The organism is Lentzea nigeriaca, from assembly GCF_016907955.1.
Classification (GTDB): domain Bacteria; phylum Actinomycetota; class Actinomycetes; order Mycobacteriales; family Pseudonocardiaceae; genus Lentzea; species Lentzea nigeriaca.
Window position 1 is genome coordinate 56,149 of sequence record NZ_JAFBCX010000023.1, and the last position, 20,594, is coordinate 76,742.

General features: G+C 68.7%; 22 protein-coding genes. 10 read left to right on the forward strand and 12 right to left on the reverse strand.

The features are described 5' to 3' along the window. Nucleotides 1–22: 22 nt before the first annotated feature. The 4 genes from JOD27_RS40880 to JOD27_RS40895 all read right to left on the reverse strand — a co-directional run bounded on the left by JOD27_RS40880 (nt 23) and on the right by JOD27_RS40895 (nt 3,207). Nucleotides 23–808 (reverse strand): hypothetical protein, encoded by a 786-nt coding sequence (locus JOD27_RS40880; protein ID WP_239571279.1) that lies wholly within the window; start codon nt 806–808, stop codon nt 23–25. Nucleotides 809–920: 112 nt separating this feature from the next. Then, complete coding sequence (locus JOD27_RS40885) at nt 921–1,544, reverse strand: response regulator (RefSeq protein ID WP_204767756.1); 624 nt, start codon at nt 1,542–1,544, stop codon at nt 921–923. Next, entirely contained in the window at nt 1,541–2,656 is a 1,116-nt protein-coding gene (locus JOD27_RS40890; protein ID WP_204767757.1) for a sensor histidine kinase, read from the reverse strand. Before JOD27_RS40890 ends, JOD27_RS40885 begins: the two co-directional genes overlap by 4 nt. Further along, nucleotides 2,653–3,207, reverse strand: coding sequence for a DUF1453 domain-containing protein (locus JOD27_RS40895; RefSeq protein ID WP_204767758.1), 555 nt, complete (start codon nt 3,205–3,207; stop codon nt 2,653–2,655). The genes JOD27_RS40890 and JOD27_RS40895 overlap by 4 nt, the downstream gene beginning before the upstream one ends. Nucleotides 3,208–3,323: 116 nt before the next feature. Between JOD27_RS40895 and JOD27_RS40900 the strand changes: the two genes are divergently transcribed. Further along, nucleotides 3,324–3,905, forward strand: coding sequence for a DedA family protein (locus tag JOD27_RS40900; RefSeq protein WP_204767759.1), 582 nt, complete (start codon nt 3,324–3,326; stop codon nt 3,903–3,905). On the opposite strand, the gene JOD27_RS40905 is transcribed toward JOD27_RS40900, so the two are convergent. Next, nucleotides 3,812–5,038 (reverse strand): MFS transporter, encoded by a 1,227-nt coding sequence (locus tag JOD27_RS40905; protein WP_307830615.1) that lies wholly within the window; start codon nt 5,036–5,038, stop codon nt 3,812–3,814. The two genes, JOD27_RS40900 and JOD27_RS40905, sit on opposite strands and share 94 nt — an antisense overlap. A 237-nt stretch (nt 5,039–5,275) precedes the next feature. After that, entirely contained in the window at nt 5,276–5,971 is a 696-nt protein-coding gene (locus JOD27_RS40910; RefSeq protein ID WP_204767760.1) for a carbonic anhydrase family protein, read from the reverse strand. A gap of 186 nt (nt 5,972–6,157) precedes the next feature. Here JOD27_RS40910 and JOD27_RS40915 point away from each other — a divergent pair, with 186 nt between their 5' ends. Both JOD27_RS40915 and JOD27_RS40920 read left to right on the forward strand, forming a co-directional pair. Next, complete coding sequence (locus JOD27_RS40915; RefSeq protein WP_204767761.1) at nt 6,158–7,402, forward strand: serine hydrolase domain-containing protein; 1,245 nt, start codon at nt 6,158–6,160, stop codon at nt 7,400–7,402. Further along, complete coding sequence (locus JOD27_RS40920) at nt 7,402–7,752, forward strand: MmcQ/YjbR family DNA-binding protein (RefSeq protein ID WP_204767762.1); 351 nt, start codon at nt 7,402–7,404, stop codon at nt 7,750–7,752. The genes JOD27_RS40915 and JOD27_RS40920 overlap by 1 nt, the downstream gene beginning before the upstream one ends. On the opposite strand, the gene JOD27_RS40925 is transcribed toward JOD27_RS40920, so the two are convergent. Beyond that, on the reverse strand, nt 7,749–8,627 hold the full coding sequence (locus JOD27_RS40925; RefSeq protein ID WP_204767763.1) for an MBL fold metallo-hydrolase: 879 nt from the start codon (nt 8,625–8,627) through the stop codon (nt 7,749–7,751). The two genes, JOD27_RS40920 and JOD27_RS40925, sit on opposite strands and share 4 nt — an antisense overlap. A gap of 82 nt (nt 8,628–8,709) precedes the next feature. On the opposite strand from JOD27_RS40925, the gene JOD27_RS40930 reads away from it, so the two are divergent. From JOD27_RS40930 to JOD27_RS40940, 3 genes are all read left to right on the forward strand, one after another. Then, nucleotides 8,710–9,531: a LysR family transcriptional regulator gene (locus tag JOD27_RS40930; RefSeq protein ID WP_204767764.1), complete on the forward strand. Its 822-nt coding sequence runs from the start codon at nt 8,710–8,712 to the stop codon at nt 9,529–9,531. 75 nt (nt 9,532–9,606) lie between these two features. Next, a complete protein-coding gene (locus JOD27_RS40935) occupies nt 9,607–11,001 on the forward strand; it encodes a fatty acid desaturase (protein ID WP_204767765.1) in 1,395 nt (464 codons plus the stop codon). Next, entirely contained in the window at nt 10,998–11,555 is a 558-nt protein-coding gene (locus JOD27_RS40940; RefSeq protein ID WP_204767766.1) for a TetR/AcrR family transcriptional regulator, read from the forward strand. Before JOD27_RS40935 ends, JOD27_RS40940 begins: the two co-directional genes overlap by 4 nt. A gap of 186 nt (nt 11,556–11,741) precedes the next feature. Here the strand turns inward: JOD27_RS40940 and JOD27_RS40945 are convergent, their stop codons facing one another. Then, nucleotides 11,742–12,149, reverse strand: a complete 408-nt coding sequence (locus tag JOD27_RS40945) for a MarR family winged helix-turn-helix transcriptional regulator (RefSeq protein WP_204767767.1) — start codon at nt 12,147–12,149, stop codon at nt 11,742–11,744. A gap of 55 nt (nt 12,150–12,204) precedes the next feature. Between JOD27_RS40945 and JOD27_RS40950 the strand changes: the two genes are divergently transcribed. Then, the gene (locus JOD27_RS40950; protein ID WP_204767768.1) at nt 12,205–12,876 is read left to right on the forward strand and encodes an alpha/beta fold hydrolase; all 672 of its coding nucleotides are present in this window, start codon (nt 12,205–12,207) and stop codon (nt 12,874–12,876) included. Here the strand turns inward: JOD27_RS40950 and JOD27_RS40955 are convergent. Further along, nucleotides 12,873–13,265 carry a hypothetical protein gene (locus tag JOD27_RS40955; RefSeq protein WP_204767769.1) on the reverse strand — a complete coding sequence of 131 codons (393 nt, stop codon included), beginning with the start codon at nt 13,263–13,265 and terminating at the stop codon, nt 12,873–12,875. The genes JOD27_RS40950 and JOD27_RS40955 overlap by 4 nt on opposite strands. A 226-nt stretch (nt 13,266–13,491) precedes the next feature. Here JOD27_RS40955 and JOD27_RS40960 point away from each other — a divergent pair, with 226 nt between their 5' ends. Continuing rightward, on the forward strand, nt 13,492–14,856 hold the full coding sequence (locus JOD27_RS40960; RefSeq protein ID WP_307830616.1) for an alpha-amylase: 1,365 nt from the start codon (nt 13,492–13,494) through the stop codon (nt 14,854–14,856). Between the two features lie 2 nt (nt 14,857–14,858). On the opposite strand, the gene JOD27_RS40965 is transcribed toward JOD27_RS40960, so the two are convergent. After that, the gene (locus JOD27_RS40965) at nt 14,859–15,389 is read right to left on the reverse strand and encodes a methyltransferase domain-containing protein (RefSeq protein WP_307830617.1); all 531 of its coding nucleotides are present in this window, start codon (nt 15,387–15,389) and stop codon (nt 14,859–14,861) included. 67 nt (nt 15,390–15,456) lie between these two features. On the opposite strand from JOD27_RS40965, the gene JOD27_RS40970 reads away from it, so the two are divergent. Further along, nucleotides 15,457–16,632 (forward strand): SGNH/GDSL hydrolase family protein, encoded by a 1,176-nt coding sequence (locus JOD27_RS40970; protein WP_204767771.1) that lies wholly within the window; start codon nt 15,457–15,459, stop codon nt 16,630–16,632. Here the strand turns inward: JOD27_RS40970 and JOD27_RS40975 are convergent. Then, complete coding sequence (locus JOD27_RS40975) at nt 16,629–19,757, reverse strand: COR domain-containing protein (RefSeq protein ID WP_204767772.1); 3,129 nt, start codon at nt 19,755–19,757, stop codon at nt 16,629–16,631. The two genes, JOD27_RS40970 and JOD27_RS40975, sit on opposite strands and share 4 nt — an antisense overlap. Nucleotides 19,758–19,973: 216 nt before the next feature. Here JOD27_RS40975 and JOD27_RS46310 point away from each other — a divergent pair, with 216 nt between their 5' ends. After that, nucleotides 19,974–20,105 carry a hypothetical protein gene (locus JOD27_RS46310; RefSeq protein ID WP_275591941.1) on the forward strand — a complete coding sequence of 44 codons (132 nt, stop codon included), beginning with the start codon at nt 19,974–19,976 and terminating at the stop codon, nt 20,103–20,105. A gap of 3 nt (nt 20,106–20,108) precedes the next feature. Here the strand turns inward: JOD27_RS46310 and JOD27_RS40980 are convergent, their stop codons facing one another. Then, nucleotides 20,109–20,591, reverse strand: coding sequence for a hypothetical protein (locus JOD27_RS40980; protein ID WP_204767773.1), 483 nt, complete (start codon nt 20,589–20,591; stop codon nt 20,109–20,111). Nucleotides 20,592–20,594: the final 3 nt, after the last annotated feature.

Genomic DNA, 20,594 nt, shown 5'->3' on the forward strand with positions numbered 1-20,594 from the left:
AGCGGGCCACCCGACCCGTCCCCTACTTCTTGGTGGCCGTGTAGTTCCGGAAGTTGATGTAGGTGTCGAGGATGTCCGACGAGGCGCTCTCGACCGAGCGGTAGATGCCCCACTTCGGGCGGACGTAGTCGCCCTCGTCCGGGATCCGCACGCCGGAACGCTTGCCCTGCACCGCGATCGGCGCGTTCGAACCGGTGCCGTTGCGCAGCACGAAGCCGACGGTGCCGCTCGAGCCCGGCGTGATCGTCCACTCGACGGTGACCCACTTGTCGCGCAGCGGGGCCAGGTTCGTGGAGGCGATGTCCGGTGCGCCGGACGTGCTGAACGCGCGTGCCCGGATGGTTTCTGTGCTACCGCTGCGGCTCAACGACAGGGTCGTCCACGGTCCGCCGTTGGTCGACGGTGTCTTGGTCTGGAAGATGTGCGTGAACTTGCTCGTGCCGTGCAACGACGACGGCATGTACATCTCGTAGGAGATGACCCAGGTCTCGCCGTTCTTCATCTTGAGGGCGCTGCCGTTGCTGACCATGCCCTTGGACTCGGTGCGCTGACGGTCGCCACCACCGGTGGTGTCGCGGTCGTTCTTCCAGATGTTGAACCGGTAGTGGTCGCCCTCTACGACGATGTACTTGCCCTTGCGCTCGGGGAACTTGTTGCCGCGGTCGACCTCGATGCCCTCAAACGCCTTGAGCCCGTCGGTCGCGGGGTTGGGATTCCACGCGGGGGCGAGTGCCGACGCGGGGTTGATCGTGACGAGCATCAGGGCGGCCGCGGTGAGAGCCGCCCTGCGGGTGATACGCGATTCCATCGTTTCGATGCGTCCTTCCTGGCGGCGTACGACAGGGGAACACCACGAAGGTAGGAGGTCTCGACCTGCGATGTCAACGAAGGTGACACCGAATGCCAGAACTTGACAAGATTCATCGGAGCTTGAGGGCCAACCGGACCGCGTCGGCGCGGGAGTGCAGACCGGCCTTCGCGAACAGGTTGTTGATGTGGGTCTTCACGGTGGCCTCGCTGATGAACAGCCGCCGGGCGATCTCGGGGTTGCGCAGGCCTTCCCCGATGAGCTCGAGAACCTCGCGTTCGCGGGCGGTCAGGTCGACGGCCGGTTGCTCGACGGGCTGGCGGCTCGCGAGGTCCAGCAGCCGTGACTGGACGGTGGGGTCGAGGATCGCGTTGCCCGCGTGGGCGGCACGCACGGCCTGGATGATCGTGGTCCGGTCCGCGTCCTTGGTCAGGTAGCCGCGAGCACCCGCGCGCAACGCCGCGAGGATGGAGTCGTCGTCGTCGAACGTGGTCAGCACGACGACGGGCAGATCGGGGTGGGACGCCCGCAGCACGCCGGTCGCCTCGGCACCGCCCATGACGGGCATGTTGAGGTCCATGAGCACGACGTCGGGGCCGAGTTCCTCAACGGCCGCAACGGCTTCCCGGCCGTTGACCGCCGTGCCGACGACGGTGATGTCCGGGTCGAGGTCGAGCATCACGGCGAGCCCGTCGCGAACGGCGGCCTGGTCGTCCACGATCAACAGCCTGATCATCGCGGTAGCTCCATCCTGACCGTCCACCCCGGACCGTCCGGTCCCGCGATCAGTGTTCCACCGAGCAGAGCGGCCCTCTCCCGCATCCCCGCCAGCCCCATCCCGCCGCCGGTGTGCTGCTCCCCCGCCGTGCCGCCGTCGGTCACGGTCAGGCTGACCAGTTCTTCCGAGTACTCCAGCAGCAACGACACGTCGGCGCCGGGCGCGTGCTTGTGCGCGTTCGTCAACGCCTCCTGCGCCGTGCGGATGATGGCCTGCGCGATCTCGACGGTCACCGGCCCTGCTTCCCCCGCGACACGCAACGTCGCGCCGTGACTTTCCGCGAGTTGAGCGATCGACTCGGGCAATGGCAGCGTGTCGACCCGTAACGCGTGTACCGCGCGCCGCGTCTCCTTCAGCCCTGTCACCGCCAACGCCCGTGCCCGCCGCACGGCTTCGTTGGCCTCGCTTTCCTTTCCGGCGGAGTGCAGGGCATCGGCCATGTCGAGCTGCACGGCGATCCCGGACAGCGAGTGGCCGACGACATCGTGGATCTCCCGCGCGATCCGGCCGCGTTCCTCCAGCGCCGCCGCACGAGCCTCGGACGCGAGCGCTCGCTTGCTCTGCTCGGCCGCGTACTCGGCGGCGGCCAGCGCTTCGGTGCGTGCGCGGCGGGCCAGGCCGAAGAACACCGGCAGACCGGCGGTGGCCGACAACCACCACGGTGGCGCGTCCGAGAATCCCAGCGACCCTGCCGCCGCGGTCGAGAGCACCGTGAGCACCGAGCCCGCGACCCCGAGCGCCGATGCGACGTGGACGGACCGGAGGCGGCGACCCGCCGTGCTGGTCGCCAGGAACACGAACGCCACCGCCGCCGTTCCCGGCCCCAGCGCGAACAACGGCGCGCTGAGCACGACGTACGCCGTGATCAGCGCGACCCGCCACCGTTCCGGCATCCGTGCCGTGAACCCGGCGGCGACCGCCGCGGTGATCACCGCGGCGGTCAGCGTCCAGGTCAGCGCCGGCAGTGGCGGCGGGCGGTCGACGAGGTGGATCACCGTGATCACGGCGACCACCAGCGTGCCGAACGGCCGGAACACGTAGTCGTCGGTCACCCGCGGAAGCCTGGTCATCGAGCTGAATCATGCCTGTTCTGGTGCACCTTCTGCTGCCAGGAGTCGAGGAACGGCGACGTGCGGTGCGGCGCGCCCCTGCGTCCCTTCGACCACACGACCTGGCCGCGCACCCGCACCGCCTTGCTCAGCACGACCAGCCCCTCGGCGAGCAGTCCCGCGCCGACGCCGAGCATCAGGCCGTTGCCCGCCTGCACCGCGCTCGCGTCGACCAGCCCCATGACGAACCCGGCGGCGAACCGCGCGGCGATGCTGACCGCCCACCACACGATCGTCATGGCGGTGTAGCGGAGCATCACGATGCCGTTCTGCTCGTACGTGCGGACGCTCAGCCCGCGCAGCAACCCGAAGGCCACGCTGATCGCCGAGCTGAACACGAGAAACACCACGGCGGTCGCGGAGTGCACCGATATCTGCGTCAGCCCGATCACGCCGAGCACGGCCGGGATCAGCAGCAGCCGCTTGCCCACCGCGGGCTCCCCCATCAGCCGACGCGCCAGCACGTAGCCGATCGCGGCGATGATCAACACAATCTCAACAGTCCCCGTCATGGCTGCAACGCTAGGAATTCCCGCTGCTCGGCGCGTGGGGCGAGAACCGTAGGCCGGGTGGAGATCCATCTCCACCCGAGGTTGAGAAGCCGGGCAAAACGGGTAATTCGACAACCATGGAATGGATCGTCCGGCTGATGGAGGCCTTGGGATCGCCCGGCGCGGGGCTCGCGGTGGCACTGGAGAACGTGTTTCCGCCCGTGCCGAGCGAGGTGATCCTTCCGCTGGCCGGGTTCACCGCGGGCCAGGGCAGGATCTCGCTCGTCGCCGCGATCCTGTGGACCACGGCGGGTTCCGTCGCCGGCGCGCTGGTGCTGTACGGCCTGGGCGCGTGGCTGGGCCTGGACCGCCTGCGCAGGCTGCCGTTCGTCCGGGTGTCCGATGTGGACAAGGCCGACGAGTGGTTCGACCGGCACGGCAACGCCGCCGTGTTCTTCGGGCGCATGGTGCCGGTCGTGCGGAGCCTGATCTCCGTGCCCGCAGGGGTGTCGGGGATGCCGATCGGGAAGTTCACGCTCTACACGGCGGCGGGCAGCCTCGTCTGGAACACCGCGCTGATCCTCGCCGGCTACGCGCTCGGCGAGAACTACCAGCTGGTCGACCGCTACCTGGGCTGGGTGTCGACGGCGGTGCTCGTCGCGCTGGCCATCGCCATCGTCTGGTTCGTGGTCTCGCGCGTCAGGGCACGCCGTTCGTAGACCACCGACGCGACCGCGATCGCCAGGCCCGCCAACGAAAGCGCGACACCGACCCACGCCGTCGACGTGTAGCCCCAGCCCGCCGCGATCGCCAGGCCGCCGAGCCACGCGCCCGCGCCGTTGGCGACGTTGAGCGACGAGTGGTTCGACGAGGAGGCGAGCGAGGGCGCGTCCGGCGAGGCGTCCATGAGCCGGATCTGCAGTGCGGCGGCCAGGATCTGCACGACGAACCCGAGCAGGAACAGGACGACGAACATGAACGCGGGGATCGTCGCCGTCAGTCCGAAGAGGACCAGGATCAGGCAGACCGCGACCAGCCCGCCGAACACCGAACCCATCGCGGACCGGTCCACGAACCGGCCGCCGAACGTCGCACCGAGCGTCATGCCGAGCCCGAACACCGCGAGCATCCACGGCACCGCTCCCGCCGGCAACCCGGCGACCTCGGTCGTCAGCGGCGCGACGTAGGAGTAGACGGCGAACATGCCGCCGAAGCCGATCATGCCGGTGAAGATCGCGAACCACACCGTCGGCCGCCCGAATGCGCGCACCTCGCCCTTCATCGACGCACCCTCGACCGTGGGCACCCGCGGCACCCACGCCGCGATGGCCGCCGCCGTGACCAACGCGATGACCGCCACCGCGAGATACGCCGTGCGCCAGCCGATCTGCTGCCCCGCCGCCGTAGCCAACGGCACGCCGACAAGGTTCGCCACAGTCAGACCGACCATCACGCGCGCAACGGCCGTGCCACGCCGCTCGGGAGCCACGAGCATTGCCGCCACCACGGCCGCGATGCCGAAGAACGCGCCGTGCGGCAGCCCCGCGACAAACCGGGCGACGAGCAGAAGCGTCTTGTCCTGCGCCGCCGCCGACAATCCGTTGCCCAGCGCCACCGCGAGCATCAGCCCGATCAGCATCCCCTTGCGCGGCAGCTTGGCGCCGAGCACCGCGATCAACGGCGCACCGACGACGACACCGGCGGCGTAGAGGCTGATGGCGTGACCAGCCTCGTAGTCGGGGATCTGGAAGGTCTCCGCGATCTGCGGCAACAGGCCCATCGTCGCGAACTCGGTCGTACCGATGCCGAACCCGCCGAGCGCGAGCGCGGTCATGGCGCGGGTCGTGTTCACAGGTTCCCCCGAAGTTAGTTAGCTACCGGAACGACTTTACGGCCGTTCTGACGCGCTTCAGAAGCCTTCGTGCCGCTGCTCACACGCCTTTTCAGCAGCGCGGAGCCGCCACAAGGCCCGGCGCCCTCCCCCGCAACGCGATCCCAAGCTCCGCGCATTCCCCACCGCCAATCACCCAGCCCAACAAAGCAAGAAGGCCGGCCCCCGTAACAGGGACCGGCCTTCCGGCGATGCGGATCAGATGCGCGGAACCTCGACCAAGGTCCTGCCGTTCAACGGCTGCGTCGCCCGAGCGTTGCCCGCGGTGAACAACCCCTGGAAGCGCGCGATGGACGCGGCCGTGACGTGCTGCTCACCCGTGAGGTACCACTCGACGCCCTCGGTGAAGGGGGCCGTGGTGAGCGAGCCGGTGTAGTGCAGCGTGTGGTGGTTGAGCGGCAGCAACCGGTTCAGGTTGATGGGCTCGATATCCACCGGGTCGCCGCATTCCGGGGCGAGTTTCGCCAGCACGTCGTCGACGACGGAGTGCGAGCCGACGACCAGCGGGACGCCGATCACCAGCAGTTTGCCCTCCGCACTGCGGTGCACGAGGTGCATTTCCAGCGGCGTGTCGTAGCCGCCGAACTTGTGTTCCGACGGCGTGTGGAAGTGGAACTGCACCAGGTCGTAGCGCGTGCCGGCGACGGTGACGTGGCCCGAACCGGGCTGGACGTCCGCCTCTTCGGTTTCCTCGTGGTCGCGGGTCGTGCAGCCGTCCGGCTTCGCCGCGTCCTTGCGGATGTACTTCAGTTCCAGCGCGGAGTAGCCGTACGTGACGTCCAGCTTGGGCGCGTGCGGGTCGAACCGGATCGCGCTGGGCGTGACGTTGACGGGACTCTGCTTCGGTGTCTCCGACTCGGCGGTGCCCACCGCGGCGAAGGACGCGGCAAGCACCAGCGGCAATAGAGCCGGAAGGGACCGTCGTAGGTTCATTGCGCCACTTTTCACCCGATGGAGTGAAAAGAGAACTGGAGTGTGGTCTCGCTCTCACGGCTCCGGATTCAATTCCGGTCTCAATTGGAAATGCTGTCCGATTCGTTCGTATTTCACGTGACGCACCACATCCACGATGATCGCCTGATGAACCTGAGCGAGCTCATCGCGAAGCACGACGTACCGGGCGCGCAGGTCGCGATCCTGGCCGACGGCGAGATCCACGACGAAGCCGCCGGCGTGCTCAGCACCCACACGCAGGTGCCCACGACGACCGACTCGGTGTTCAAGATCGGCTCGATCACCAAGCTCTGGACGGCGACCCTGGTCCAGCAGCTGGCCGGCGAAGGCGCCCTGAGCCTCGACGACCCCGTCCGCGACCGCCTGCCCGGCTTCCGGCTGAGCGACCGGGAAGCCACCGCGACCGTGACGGCTCGGCACCTGCTCACCCACACCAGCGGCATCGCGCCCAACCACTTCACCGACACCGGCCGCGACGACGACGCCATCGCGAGGTTCGTCGCCACCCTCGCCGACGAGGAGCACCTCCTGCCGCCCGGCACCCTCCTCTCCTACTCCAACACCGGGTTCACCGTGCTCGGCAGGCTCGTGGAAGTGTTGCGCGGCAAGCCTTTCCACGATGTCCTGCGCGAACACCTGGTGACACCGGTGGGCCTGGACACCGTCGCCACCACCCCGTACGAGGCGATCCTGCACCGCGCCGCGGTCGGCCACACCGGAACCGTGCCCACGAAGAAGTGGGCCGTCTCCTACCGCACCGCCCCCAGCGGCTCGCACCTCGCGATGAGCGCCCGCGACCTGCTGACGTTCGTCCGGCACCACCTCACCGACTTCTCCGAACTCCTGGAGCCGCAGGTCGACCCCGTCCCGGACTTCGGCGACGGCATCGTCGGCTGGGGCCTCGGCTGGATGCTCTACCCCGGCGGCATCGCCGGCCACACCGGTGTCTCCAAGGGACAGAAGGCCTTCCTGCGCGTCGCCCCGGCCAAGGACCTCGCCGTGGCCGTGCTGACCAACAGCACCAACGGCCGGCCGCTGGCCTACGAGATCTTCAACGAGATCGGCATCGACGCGGCACCACCACCTACGCCGCCCGCCGACCCCGCCCCGATCGACGACTGGATGCACGGCACCTACCGCAATCCGTTGTACGACATCACGCTCGACGGCACCCGCCTGACCTACCGCCCGCGCAGCGACCTGGCGGCGTCGTTCCTCGCCGCCCGCAGGGACCCGGTCGAGGTGGTCCGCCTCGGCGACAACACGATCATCACCACCGGCGGTCACGAGGTCATGTCCCTGATCGGTTCCGACGGCGGCGGTCGCGCCAACTTCCTGCACAACGGCGGCGCGGCGTACAGGATTGCCTGATGGTCACCGTCGCCGACGTCCGCGCCCTGGCACTGTCGCTGCCGCGCACCACCGAACACCTGATCCGCGACCGCGTGAAGTTCCGCGTGGGCCAGATCGTCTACGCGGCCCTCTCCCGCGACGAAACCGTGCTGGGCTTCGGCTATCCGCGCGAGGAACGCGAAGCCCTCGTCGCCGGCGACCCGGTGAAGTTCGCGTTCCCGAGCCAGTCCGACATGCGGTTCCAGTGGGTGCACGCCTCGATGGCCGAACTGGACGCCGAGGAGATGACCGAGCTCGTCGTCGGTGCTTGGACGATGTGCGTGCCCAAGAAGGTCATCCGCGAGCACCTCGGCGAGGACTTCCTTTAGTCAACACTGAAGCTATAGAGCTCAGCGCACAGGCAGCCGACCCCGAGGTCGATCCACTCCCGTCCCGCCCACTCGGGGTGCCGCTCGACCAGCACCGCCCGAACCTCGGCCACGACATCCGCGGAGTCGCGCCGCCGCCAGGTCTCGTCCCGCAACTCGCGCAGGTAGTCCCGCACGCCCTCCAGCACCTCACGACCGCCCGTGGTCCCGTGCCCCGGCACGACGACGCGCGGCCCCGCCTCGATCAACCGGTCCATCACCTCGATCCACGACACCCCGGACACGTCGGTGTCGTGCGGCGGGAACCACGGGAAGATCGCGAACTGGCCGGTCTCGGCGAGGTCACCGGTGAACAGCACGCCGGCGTCGGGCACCTCGATCACCTGGTCGCCCAGCGTGTGCCCGCGGCCGGTGGGCCGCAGCAGCACGGTGCGGCCGCCGAGGTCGAGCGAGTGCACGCCGTCGAACACCACGTCCGGCACGGGCACCTCGGCCCCGGCCAGCCGGTCGGCGATCGCCCCGCCGAACCCGCGGAACATCTCGAGGTAGCCGGACCCCTTGCGCCGCAAGTCTTCCGCCTGCGCGCGATTCACCACGTACGAACCCGCGAACACCGAAGCGCCGAACGCGTGCTCGGGGTGGAAGTGCGTCGTCGTCAGGTACAGCCGCCGTCCACGCGCCACCTCCGAAGCGAACTCCAGCACGCGGGACGCGTTGGCGACGCCCAGTCCGGTGTCCACGACGAGCACGGCTTCGGAGCCGGCGACCACACCGATGTTGGGCACGAGCGCGACGTCGTTGTTCGGGATCACCAGGACATCGGAAGCGATCTCGACGGCACCGGAAACGTCGACAGCGGGGTCAGGAAGGTTCATGCCCCCACTCCACCGCCACACCCCCTGAACGGTCCAAGACCAAGTAGGTCGCCCCGATACCGCACGAGTATCGTGACTGATCATGGAGCTGCGGACGCTTCGCTACTTCGTCGCGGTCGCCGAGGAACTCCACTTCGGCCGGGCGGCGCAACGGCTTCACATGAGCCAGCCACCGCTCAGCCGCGCGATCAAGCACCTCGAAGCCGACCTCGGCACGACGCTGCTGCACCGCTCCCCCGCCGGCGTCGCACTCACCGAGGCAGGCCACACCCTGCTGCGCGAGGCGAAAGCCCTGCTCGACCACGCCGACCGCATCCGGGCCGCGGTCGGGAAGGCGAGCATCACCGTCGGCATCCTCGCCGACCACGGCGCCGCCGGGCTCGCCGCCGCGTTCCGGCGGAAGCGCCCGGACATCGAGGTGCGCATCCGCGAAGCCGACCTGACCGACCCCACCTGCGGCCTGCGCACCGGCCTGGTCGACGTGGCCCTGACGCGCGGGCCGTTCGACACGCGCGGCCTGAAAACCCTCGTTCTGCGCGAAGATCCGATCGGAGCGGTCCTGCGGGCGGACGATCCACTCGCCGGCAGGGACCGCCTCACCACGGCGGAGCTGGACGACCGCACCTGGTTCCAGTTCCCGGAAGGCACGGACGAGATCTGGCGGAACTACTGGAACGGCGGCAGACCCCGCAGGGGCCCGGTCGTGCGCGCGGTGCAGGAGTGCGTGCAGTCGGTGCTGTGGAACGGAACCGTGGGTCTCGCCCCACTCGGTCACGACCTGGGTGACCTGAAGGTCGTGCCGCTCGACGACCTGCCGCCCAGCCCCGTCGTGCTCGCGTGGACCAAGGACGATCCGCTGACCAGGGCGTTCGTCGAGGCGGCCGCCCAGGCGTACCGGCCCTGACTTTACAACTCGGCCCCACTTGTCAAAGAGTTTTACATCTCCTACCGTTTTGTAAAGCCCACGGGAGGAGCGACGATGACAGGCACTGTCACACCCGGCTCGACCGAACAGTGGAAGGACCGCAAGCGGTATCTGTGGCTGATCGGGCTGGTGGTCCCGTCGCTCGCCTTCGTGGCGCTGGGACTGCACGCGCTGACCGGCTGGGGCGTGTGGCTGTGGACCGGCCCGGTCGTCGTCCTCGTGATCGTTCCTGCCATCGACCTGATGGCGGGCCTGGACCGCTCGAACCCGCCGGACGAGCTCATCGAGGCGCTGGAGCAGGACAGGTACTACCGGTGGATCACGTTCCTGTTCCTGCCCATCCAGTACGCGGGCTTCCTCACGGCGTTCTGGGTGATCGCGACCGGTGGTCTGTCCGTTGTGGACAAGATCGGGCTCGCGATCTCGATCGGCTGCATCGGTGGCATCGGCATCAACACCGCGCACGAGCTGGGGCACAAGAAGGAGAGCCACGAGCGCTGGTTGTCCAAGATCGCGCTGGCGCAGAGCTTCTACGGCCACTTCTACATCGAGCACAACCGCGGCCACCACGTGCGCGTCGCGACGCCCGAGGACCCGGCCAGCGCGCGGGTCGGCGAGAGCTTCTACCGGTTCTGGCCCCGCACGGTGATCGGATCGGTGAAAAGCGCGTGGCGGCTGGAGACGAAGCGCTACGCACGCCGCGATCGGCACCCGTTCCGCATCGGCAACGACGTGCTCAACGCGTGGCTGATGTCGGCGGTGCTGTGGGGCGCGATGATCTGGTGGCTCGGGCTCGGAATCCTGCCGTACCTGGTGCTGCAGGCCGTCGTCGGCTTCTCGTTGCTCGAGGTCGTGAACTACATGGAGCACTACGGCATGCTGCGGCAGAAGGTCGGGATCCCCGGCCGCGTCCGCTACGAGCGGGTGAATCCCAGCCACAGCTGGAACTCCAACAACATCGCCACGAACGTCCTGCTGTACCACCTGCAACGGCACAGCGACCACCACGCGAACCCCGTTCGGCGCTACCAGACGCTGCGGGACTTCGAGGAGTCGCCGGTGCTCCCGACCGGGTACGCCGGCATGATCCTGCTCGCGCTGGTGCCGCCGGTGTGGCGGCGCGTCATGGATCCGCGCGTGCTCGCCCACTTCGACGGCGACATCAGCAGGGCGAACATCCATCCGCCCGCGCGGGCGAAGGTGCTGGCCCGCCACCCGCTGCCGCCCGCACCGGCCGCGGCACCGGCGTCCGACACCGTCGTGGTGCTCGACCGGGACGCCGAGGGTGGCCGTTGCCCAGGGTGCGGTTACGTTTACGACTCCGCGGTCGGCGCTCCTCGCGAGGGCTTCCCCGCGGGCACGCCGTGGTCGGCGGTGCCGGACTCCTGGTGCTGTCCTGACTGCGGCGTGCGGGAAAAGGTCGACTTCGTCTCCATCGGAGCCCCATGACAGCACTGCGCGACGCGATCCTGTCGGTCACCGCCAAGCTCATCACGGACCAGGGCTGGCAGGCGGTCACCATGTCGCGGCTGGCCGGCGAGCTCCGCGTGAGCAGGCAGACGGTCTACAACGAGGTGGGCTCCAAGCCCCAGCTGGCGGAAGCGGTCGTGCTCGCGGAGCTCGACCGCTTCCTCGCGGTGGTGATCACCGCGTTCGACGAGCACCCCGACGACGTGCTCGTCGCGATCAACGCCGCCGTGCGCGGCGTGCTGGAACTGGCACGGGACAACGCTTTGCTGCACGCCGTCGTGTCCGCGACGCACGGGGCGAACACGGAGTTGCTGCCGTTGCTCACCACGCACACCGACGGGTTGATGGACGCGGCGAAGGGCGTGGTGGCGAGGTGCCTGGAGCCCTACGAGCTGTCGCTGGAACGCCCTGAGCTGGACATCGCGGTCGACCTGATCGTCCGGCACGTGCTCAGCCACGTGATGCAGCCCTCGGCCGCCCCCGCCGAGACGGCGGACGCGGTGACGTGGGCGGCGGCGAAGTTGCTGGCCTGACTCCGAGTAGAGCGTCGCCTCTAACCTTTGGTATGGGCCGGTCGTCCGCGTGTCGCGCGGCGTGTCGGCGATGTGATCGTGAGTTGGCGGTAGGTGGCGTGATCAGCAAACGTTTGCCTCGGCTCGCAACTACAACCAACTCAAGATCGCGGACCACACAACTAAGCAACTAGGGCGATACAGACCCTAGGCGAGCGCGGCCTCGAGGAGGTCGCCGAGCTGGTCGAGCTGCGCGGCCGACAACGCGCTGAACGAGGTCTCGGTGATGGCGTCGACCAGCTCCTGACCGGCGGCGCGCAGCCGTTCGCCCTCCTCGGTGAGCCGGTGCCGCACCGCGCGCCCCGGTCCCGAGACCCTCTCGATCAGGCCGCGGTCGGCCATGCGCACCGCCAGCGAGCCGAAGGACTGGTCGGTCTGGAACGTCAGCACCGCGAGGTCGTGCAGCGACGCGTCCGGCTGGCGGTGCAGGTGGCGCAGGGTGTCCCACTGCACCAGCGACAGCCCCAGCGGGGCCAGCGCCTGGCTCAGCGCGCGGTGGTGGCGGTGTTGCAGGCGCTTCACGGCGAGCGCGACGTCAGCGGGGCGGTGCTTCACAGCGAGAATCCTAACCACCTTGCTTATATAAGCACCCTTATCTAAGGTTCCTTATATGACCACCACCAAGGCGTACCTGCTGCTGCACGGCGGAGGCGGCGTGCACACGATGACCTCGTTCGCGGACCTGCTGCGCGAACGCACCGGCTCCCAGGTGCTCGTGCCCACCCATCCCGGGTTCGGCGGCACCCCGAAGCCCGCGGAGCTGACCGGCGTCGCCGAGCTCGCCCGCCATTACGTCGCATTGCTGGACGAGCTCGGCCTCACGGACGTGACGGTGCTCGGCAACTCCTTCGGCGGCTGGCTGGCCGCCGAGATCGCGCTGTGTGCAAGCCCGCGCGTCAGCGCGGCCGTGATCGTCAACGGGATCGGCGTCGAGGTCGAGGGCCATCCCGTGACCGACGTCAGGGGCTTCACGCTCGCCGAGATCCAGGCGCACTCGTGGCACGACCCGGCCAAGGCGCCCACCGGCCCGAGCCCGGACGTGCGGGCGCTGATCGGTTACACCGGCCCGTCGATGTCCGACCCGGCCCTGCTCGACCGGCTCGGCGACGTACGGATCCCCGTGCGGGTGCTGTGGGGCGAGAGCGACCGGATCGTCAGCCCCGCGTACGGCAAGGCGTACGCGGCCGCGATCCCGTCGGCCACGTTCACCCTGCTGCCCCGGACCGGTCACCTGCCGCAGCTGGAGACGCCTGAGGACCTGCTCGAAGCCCTGATCGGCTAGAAGTGGTCCTTCTGCGTCAGCTCGTGCTCGATGACGTCGGCACGGGACACCAGCAGGCCGAGCGGGCGTTCGAACTCCTCCCGCACGCTCAGGTCCTCCAGCGGCACCACGTGCTTGAGCAGCGCGAGCCCGTCCACGATCGCCGCGCCGCCGACCTCCGGCTCACCGGCCAGCTCGAGGAAGCGGAGCAGGTCGACCTCGTCAGCCCGTCCGACGGGCGAGGAGATCTCGAGCCATGCCGTGCCGTCCACGTCCGGCAGGTGGTGCACGGCGACCTGCTGCGTGCGCTCCCCCGCCGTGTCGAGCCGGAAGCGCAGCCACTCCTCGGTCTCCTCCAGCACCTCGTACCGGAGCCGGACATAGTTGATCACTTCGATCCACGACGTCACGCCAGGACCCGCCCCTCACGCCACTTTCGCCGCTCTGCCGGTGACCACCGTAGAGCCAGAAGCCGCGTCCGTCTCGAAGACGCCCCGCAGCAGCCGGGAGCGTCCACGACGGACTGACCCGTACGCCCCTGCGGACGAATTCGGCGCGAAACTTCTTGCAGCACTTCCACGGTAGGAGCACCGGCTGGTACGAACGGGTGAAGTACCCCTGCTGCAAGGAGACATCGTGGTTTCCTCTGCTTTTCGCGTCCTGCTGACGGCCGTCCTGGCTGCCGTCGTGTGCACACCGGTGCAAGGTTTTGCGGCTCCGCCGGGCGACAAGGACGTCACCGTCACCCTGTTCCAATGGCCGTTCGCCCGAGTGGCCTCGGAGTGCACCGGCGTTCTGGGCCCCAAGGGCTACGGCTTCGTGGAGGTGTCACCTGCCACCGAGCACGTCCAGGGTCCGCAGTGGTGGACCTCGTACCAGCCGGTCAGCTACCGGATCGCCGGACGCCTCGGCGACGAGACCGCGTTCCGCGACATGATCACGGCCTGCCACAACGCGGGCGTCAAGGTGATCGCCGACGCCGTGGTCAACCACATGAGCGCGGGATCCGGCACCGGCACCGGCGGATCGGGCTACTCGAAGTACAACTACCCCGGCGTGTACAGCGACTGGGACTTCCACTCGTGCCGCACGGCGATCACCCGCTACCAGGACCGCTCGAACGTCCAGAACTGCGAGCTCGTCAACCTGTCCGATCTGGACACCGGCAGCGACTACGTGCGCGGCGCGATCGCCGGGTACCTCAACCGGCTCATCGCCATGGGCGTGGACGGGTTCCGCGTCGACGCCGCCAAGCACATCGCCGCCGCCGACCTCGCGGCGATCAAGGCGAAGCTCAGCAACCCCACCGTGTTCTGGGTGCACGAGGTCATCTACGGCGCCGGCGAGGCGGTGCAGCCCGGCGAGTACACCGGTTCCGGTGACGTGGACGAGTTCCGCTACGCCTACGACCTCAAGCGGATCTTCCAGAACGAGAACCTGGCGTACCTGCGCACGTTCGGCCAGTCGTGGGGCTTCCTGCCCAGCGGTCAGGCCAGGCCGTTCGTCGACAACTGGGACACCGAGCGCAACGGCTCGACACTGTCCTACAAGGACGGTTCCACCTACACGCTGGCCAACGTGTTCATGCTCGCCTGGAACTACGGCGCACCCCAGGTGTACTCGGGCTACGAGTTCACCGACTCCGACGCGGGCGCGCCCGGCAACTCCGTCTGCTTCAACGGCTGGAAGTGCCAGCACCTGTGGACCCAGATCGCGAACATGGTCGCCTTCCGCAACACCGTGGCCGGCACCGACGTGAACAACTGGTGGGACAACGGCTACGACGCGATCGCGTTCGGACGCGGCGACAAGGGTTTCGTCGCGATCAACCGGGAGACCTTCCCTGTGACGCACACGTACCAGACCGCGCTGCCGGCCGGAACCTACTGCAACGTCCAGGAGAACGGCTGCGTCCGGGTCACGGTCGACTCGTCCGGCAGGTTCACCGCCACGCTCGGAGCGGGTACCGCGCTCGCGCTGCACGTCAACGCGAGAGGGTGACTTCACCGCGCGTGCACTGACACCGCGTAGTTCCCGCCGCGGAACTCCTCGCGGTCCCACGTGGCGAACCGCTCGACGAGCCGCAGCCCGGCCAGCGCGCAGTGCTCGTCGTACTCCTCGGCGGTGTACCCGCGGCCGAGGCTGAAGCCGGCGATCAGCAGGTTCCCCACGTGCCGCGCCACGCCCCCGACGAGCTTGTCCTGCGTGCCCGGCTCGGTGAACAACGGCACGTTGCCCGCCATGACGACGACGTCGAAGGTACGCCCGAGGTCCAGTTCGGCCAGGTCGGATCGCACCCACGTGATGCCGGGTGCGGTCTGCCGGGCGTGCGCGAGCATCGACTCGTCGCGGTCCGCGCCGACGACCTCGATGCCGTGCCGCGCCAACTCGATCGCGACTCGCCCGGTGCCGCATCCCGCGTCCAGGACGGTCTTCGGCTCATAGGCGCGCACGAACGCCGCCTCGCCGTGCACGTCCATTCCCGACTCGGCGAGCGAGTCGAACCTGCGCTGGTACTCGGCCCCGTTCCACACGCTGCTCAGAATAGATCCGAAGGTCGGCGGATACCGGGCGTGCGGGAGCGCTGCCAGGGTCGAGTGCATGACACGCTTTCTGCTGGCAGTGGCGTTGTTGGTGGCGGCAGCCTCGCCCGCGGGCGCCGCACCGCCCAGATGGGTGGGAACGTGGGCGGCAGCGCCGTCCTCGGCCGTCCCGGGAACCGAGAACGGCTACCCGAACTTCTCCGTGCGCAACATCGTGCACGTCAGCGCGGGCGGCAAGGAGATCCGCGTGCGCCTCTCCAACGCCTACGGCCGCACGCCGATCCAGTTCGGCCAGGTGACCGTGGCCCGCGCGGCAGGCTCGGACACGCCCTCGGCGGTGCCCGGCACGATGCGCACGCTGACGTTCGGCGGCTCCCAGTCGATCACCGCCCCGCCCGGCGCCGACGTCGTCAGCGACGGCGTGGCGCTGACCGTGCCCGCCGACTCCGACCTGCTGGTCAGCGTGTTCACCCCGGCACCGGGCGGCCCGGTGACACACCACCAGCTGACGATGCAGAACTCGTACTTCTCCCGCGACGGCAACCACACGGCGGAGGAGTCCGCCGCGGCGTTCCGTGAACGCACCACGGCCTGGCACTACGTCTCCGGCGTGGATGTCCGCTCGTCGACCGTGCGCGGCAGCGTCGTGGCCCTCGGCGACTCGATCACCGACGGTGCCAACTCGACCTGGGGCGCCAACCTCCGCTGGCCCGACCAGCTCGCCGACCGCGTCAACACCCGCCTGGGCGTCCTGAACGCGGGCATCAGCGGCAACCGGCTGCTCCTCGACGGCGGCTCGGCGGGCCCCAACGCCCTCGCCCGCCTGAACCGCGACGTGCTGACCCAGTCCGGCGTCCGCACGGTCATCGTCTTCGAGGGCATCAACGACATCCAGCAAACCCCGCACGAGACCGACCCCGCCGAGATCATCGCCGCGCTGCGGCAGATCGCCCAGCGCTCGCACGACCGCGGCCTGCGGGTGATCGGCGCGACCATCACGCCGTTCAAGGGCTGGTACAGCTACACCGAGGAGCTGGAGGCGGTGCGGCAGGCCGTGAACGCGTTCATCCGCACCGGCACGGACTTCGACGCCGTCGTCGACTTCGACCAGGTGATCCGCGATCCCGCCGACCCGCAGCGGATCCGGCCCGACTACGACCAGGGCGATCACCTGCACCCCGGCGACAAGGGCTTCGAGGCGATGGCGAACATCGTCCGGCTCGGCACGCTCTAACCTGCCGGCAGCTCGGGAAGTCCGGGGTCGTAGAGGTTGTGGTGGTGAGGGCACACCCAGGCGATGTCACCGGACGGTGTGTGCACTCGCCGCAGATCGCCGAACGCGCTGACCGGGTCGAGGGCGAGCAGGAGGGACCGCAGGGTCCGCAGTCCCGCGCCCTCGGCCCTCGTCATGCCCTGCGGCAGGGAGGTGGTCGACTCGCCCTGGCTCTGCGGCAGCTTGTCCGCGAGCGTCTTCGTGAGCTCGATGTCCGCCTTGACCAGCTCGAGCTCGTCCTTGGTCAGCGTGGTGGCGTACACGGCGCCCGCCACCGGCACCACGAACCGGAGCATCCCGGCGATGAACCGGACGTAGGGCCCGATCGTGGTGATCCATTCCTTGGTGGGCTTGAAGTCGTACGTCGCGTTGGGCCACGGATGCTCGTGCCCGGACTCCTCGCACCACAGGGTGATCTTGTAGTGCAGGCGCGTCGACATCGCGTGCACGACGGCTTTCCGGTCGGCCGGAGCGATCGTGAACAGGCGCGGGCAGTCCGTCACCTCCGCGCTGAGCATGCGCAGCGCGATCCGGAGGTGGCGGCTGGTCTCCGCCTCGAAGACCTGGCGGAACCTCGCCGACGTGGCGATGGAGGCCTCCATGCGGCTGAGCTGTTCCTGTTGCTGGACAAGGGTTCGGTGGACGTTGCGCACCATGAACTCGAGCGAGCCGGTCGGCTGGGAGAGACCGGAGATCAGTTCCTCGACGTCGCTCCACGACGCGCACGAGGTGCAGATGATGCGGCGTTCCCTGCGCTGGCGGAACTTGACCAGTGCCCGATAGGGGAAGACGCCGACGCAACGCGTCCCGTCGCTCTCGGTTTTGCCGCACGGCACCAGGAACTCGTAGGTCAGGCCCTTCCACCGGTGGTGGATCAGGTCCTCGACGCCGTCCTTCAGCACGTGGAAGAAGTGTTCGGGGGCGGGGCCGAACACGGTGAGCCGCAGGTCCCTGTCGTTGGACATGAGCTCGAAGAGAGCTTCCGAGTCGTGCTCTTCGTGGCGCAGCACCACTCCACGGCGCCAGTGCTTGCCGACGGAGAACCGGTGGTTGCGCACCGTCAGCCAGGCGATCAGTCCCGGCGCCTCCTCCGCCGTACGGCAGATCGCCCTGATCACCCTTCGCCGCGGTTCCACGTCGACGGCCTTGTCCTGCCAGATGTGCTTCGGCCGCTCGTACGGCACGAGCTGGGCCACCAGGCTCGCCCTGGAGTCCGGCAACCGGTAGGAGACGTCGAACTTCTCCATCAGCCGCAGGAAGTACGGGTGGAACTCCGACGGGTAGAGCGGTACGCCTCCCGGTGACCAGACCGTGCTCAGCCTGTCGTGGGGCAGTTCGCCCGCGTTCTCGCGCGTGAACTCGTCTTCCAGGACGTACCCGATCGCCTTCGTGAGCCACTCGGGGCGCAGCACCACGAGATCACGCAGGCCGTCGTCGTCCGCGTAGTTGATGATGTGGCCAAGGTCGTGCATCAGACCGGCGAGCGTGGCGGTGCTGTCCTCTGACAACCCGTGCGAAGCGCAGACACGTTCGAACTTCAGCCGGGTGATGTGCGACTCGGTGTGCGCGAGCACCTCGTCGCGAGCCTCTCGCCAGCTGTTGTTCAGCAGCTCCCCCATCTGAGGCAGCTCCGCGGCATGACGGGCGATGGCCGCGCGGAGTTCGGCGATGCCCTCACCGGTCTCGCTGTCGACGCGGAAGTAGTCGACGACGAGGTGGGGGAACTTGGACTTGAGGTGGCCGAAGTCGAACTCGGCACGCCGTTCGCTCGCGTGCGTGGCGACGACGATCAGCCTGGCCTGGTCGGCCACCCGCAGCCTGATCCGCCGGCACCACGACTCGACCCCGTTCTCGAGCTGGCCCTCGCGCGGCTTCCACACGCACAGGTAGAGAGCCCGGCGGGAGAAGAAGAACTGGTGGGTGATCCGGTAGACCTCCTGGCCGCCGAAGTCCCACGTGTTGAGGGTCAGGCGAGCGTCGAGCTCGGGGTGGGGAAGGTCGAGCCTGCCGATCTCGATGCCGTGCGTGGTGGGCCGGTTGTGCACGAACTCGTCATCCCGCAGTGCCGCGATGAGAGAGGACTTGCCCACGCCGCCTTCACCGACCAGCAGCACCTTCGCCTCGTACTGGGGTGCGCTGTCCTCCAGGCTGCGCAGGTAGCTCAGCAATGCCGGAACGCCACGGCCGAGCAACGTCGAGTACGGCTCGACCAGCGGATTTCCGCCCAGCCGCAACAGGATTCCCTGCGGGAGGTAGCCGAGTTCGCGAGGTAATCGGGTCAGCAAGTTGTTCGAGAGGTCAAGCTCACGAAGGCCACTCAGCTTGCCGACGCCCGCAGGGACCTCGGTCAGCGCGTTGCCCGCCAACCGCAACGACTCGAGGTTGCGCAGTGCCCCGACCTCGGCAGGCAACTCCCGCAGCGCGTTGTACGAGAGATCGAGCACCCTCAGCAGGCGCAGCTGGCCGAGGTCCGCCGACAGGCGGCGGATCCGGTTCCGGTACAGGAGGAGCTCCTCCAGCTCGCGCAACTGGCACAGATCGTCAGTCAACGTCCGAAGACCGTTGTACGAGGCGTCGAGCACGCGCAACCGGTGCAGCCGCCCGAACCTCGCGGGCAACGCGGTCAGCCTGTTCCCGCTGACGTCGAGCTCCTCCAGCGCGCTCAGACCCCCGATCCGCGCGGGCAACTCTTCGAGGTCGTTGTCGGAGACGTTGAGGGACCTCAGGTTCGCGAGTTTCTGGATGTCCGCGGGCAACCTGGAGATCTTGTTGAGCGACACGTTCAACGCCGACAGCTGGGCCAGGTTCGTCAGCGACGCCGGCAGCTCGGTGAGGTCGTTGTCGCTCGCGTCGAGGCACTCCAGCGCGAGCAGCTCACCCACCTGGTCGGGAAGGCGCCGCAAGGCGTTGTTGTAGATGTCGAGGTTGACGATGCCGCCGTGCAGGTGCCGCCGGGGATCGAGCTCGTCCATGCCGACGTACGCGAGATCGACCGTGGGATCTCCGCCTTCGATGGCGAGCAGCGCCTGCCGGTACTTCTCGTCACCGGTCAGCACGTTGCGCTCGGGCAGATAGTCCGGCGTCACCCCAGCCCCCTCCTGTTTGGAGGCATTCGATCGTAGTGCGGAGGGGCGACGCAGGACGAGGTCGGTGAGGCACGAGGACGTCATCGACATGGAAGGGTTCTACCTCCGCCCTGACCGCCACGTCCTGCTGGTCGCCTACGACGAGAACGGAGGCCACGGCAGCCGCAGTGGCTCGTCGAGCGCTACCCCGACGGTGAGACCGCCCAGCTGCGCCGGGTGTACGTGCGGCCGGAGTACCTGCACACCTACCGGCACTCGCCGGGAGCGCTCGACCTGTGGCGCGCGCTCGGCAAACAGCTGTGGGAAGAGGAGGACGGCGTAGTCCACTTCGAGATCGCCATGCACTGATCCTCAGGACTCGTCCAGGCGCCGCAACGCCTCGGCGAGCCGTTCCCTGCGGACGCGTTCCGCCCGTCCCGCGATCCACAGGCACAGCACACCGAGCGGCAGCTCGACGAACAGCGCCTGGGCCCAGGCGAGCGGGCGGTCGCGGCGCGGGCTCGACATCGTGTCGAACCAGGCGTCCACGAACAGCAAAGCGCCGGTCACCGCGGCGGGCAGCTGCACGTGGTCCCGCCGCCGCAGGGCCAGCCAGCCGGTGACGACCAGCATCACCGCGAGCGCGACGTCGAAGACCACCCAGGAGATCGTGTACTGGCGCAGCGACGTGGTGAGGAACGCGCCGCAGCGCAGCTTGGTGTCGGGGCAGCGGGCAGGCGCGTTCAGGAAGTCGTTGAACAGCACGCCGGCCCAGATCAGCGTGATCACGCCGGCGGCCAGGTAGAACGGGCCCGCCCAGCGGGGCAGCCCCGCGCGCTTCTTCTCTCCCGGCACGAA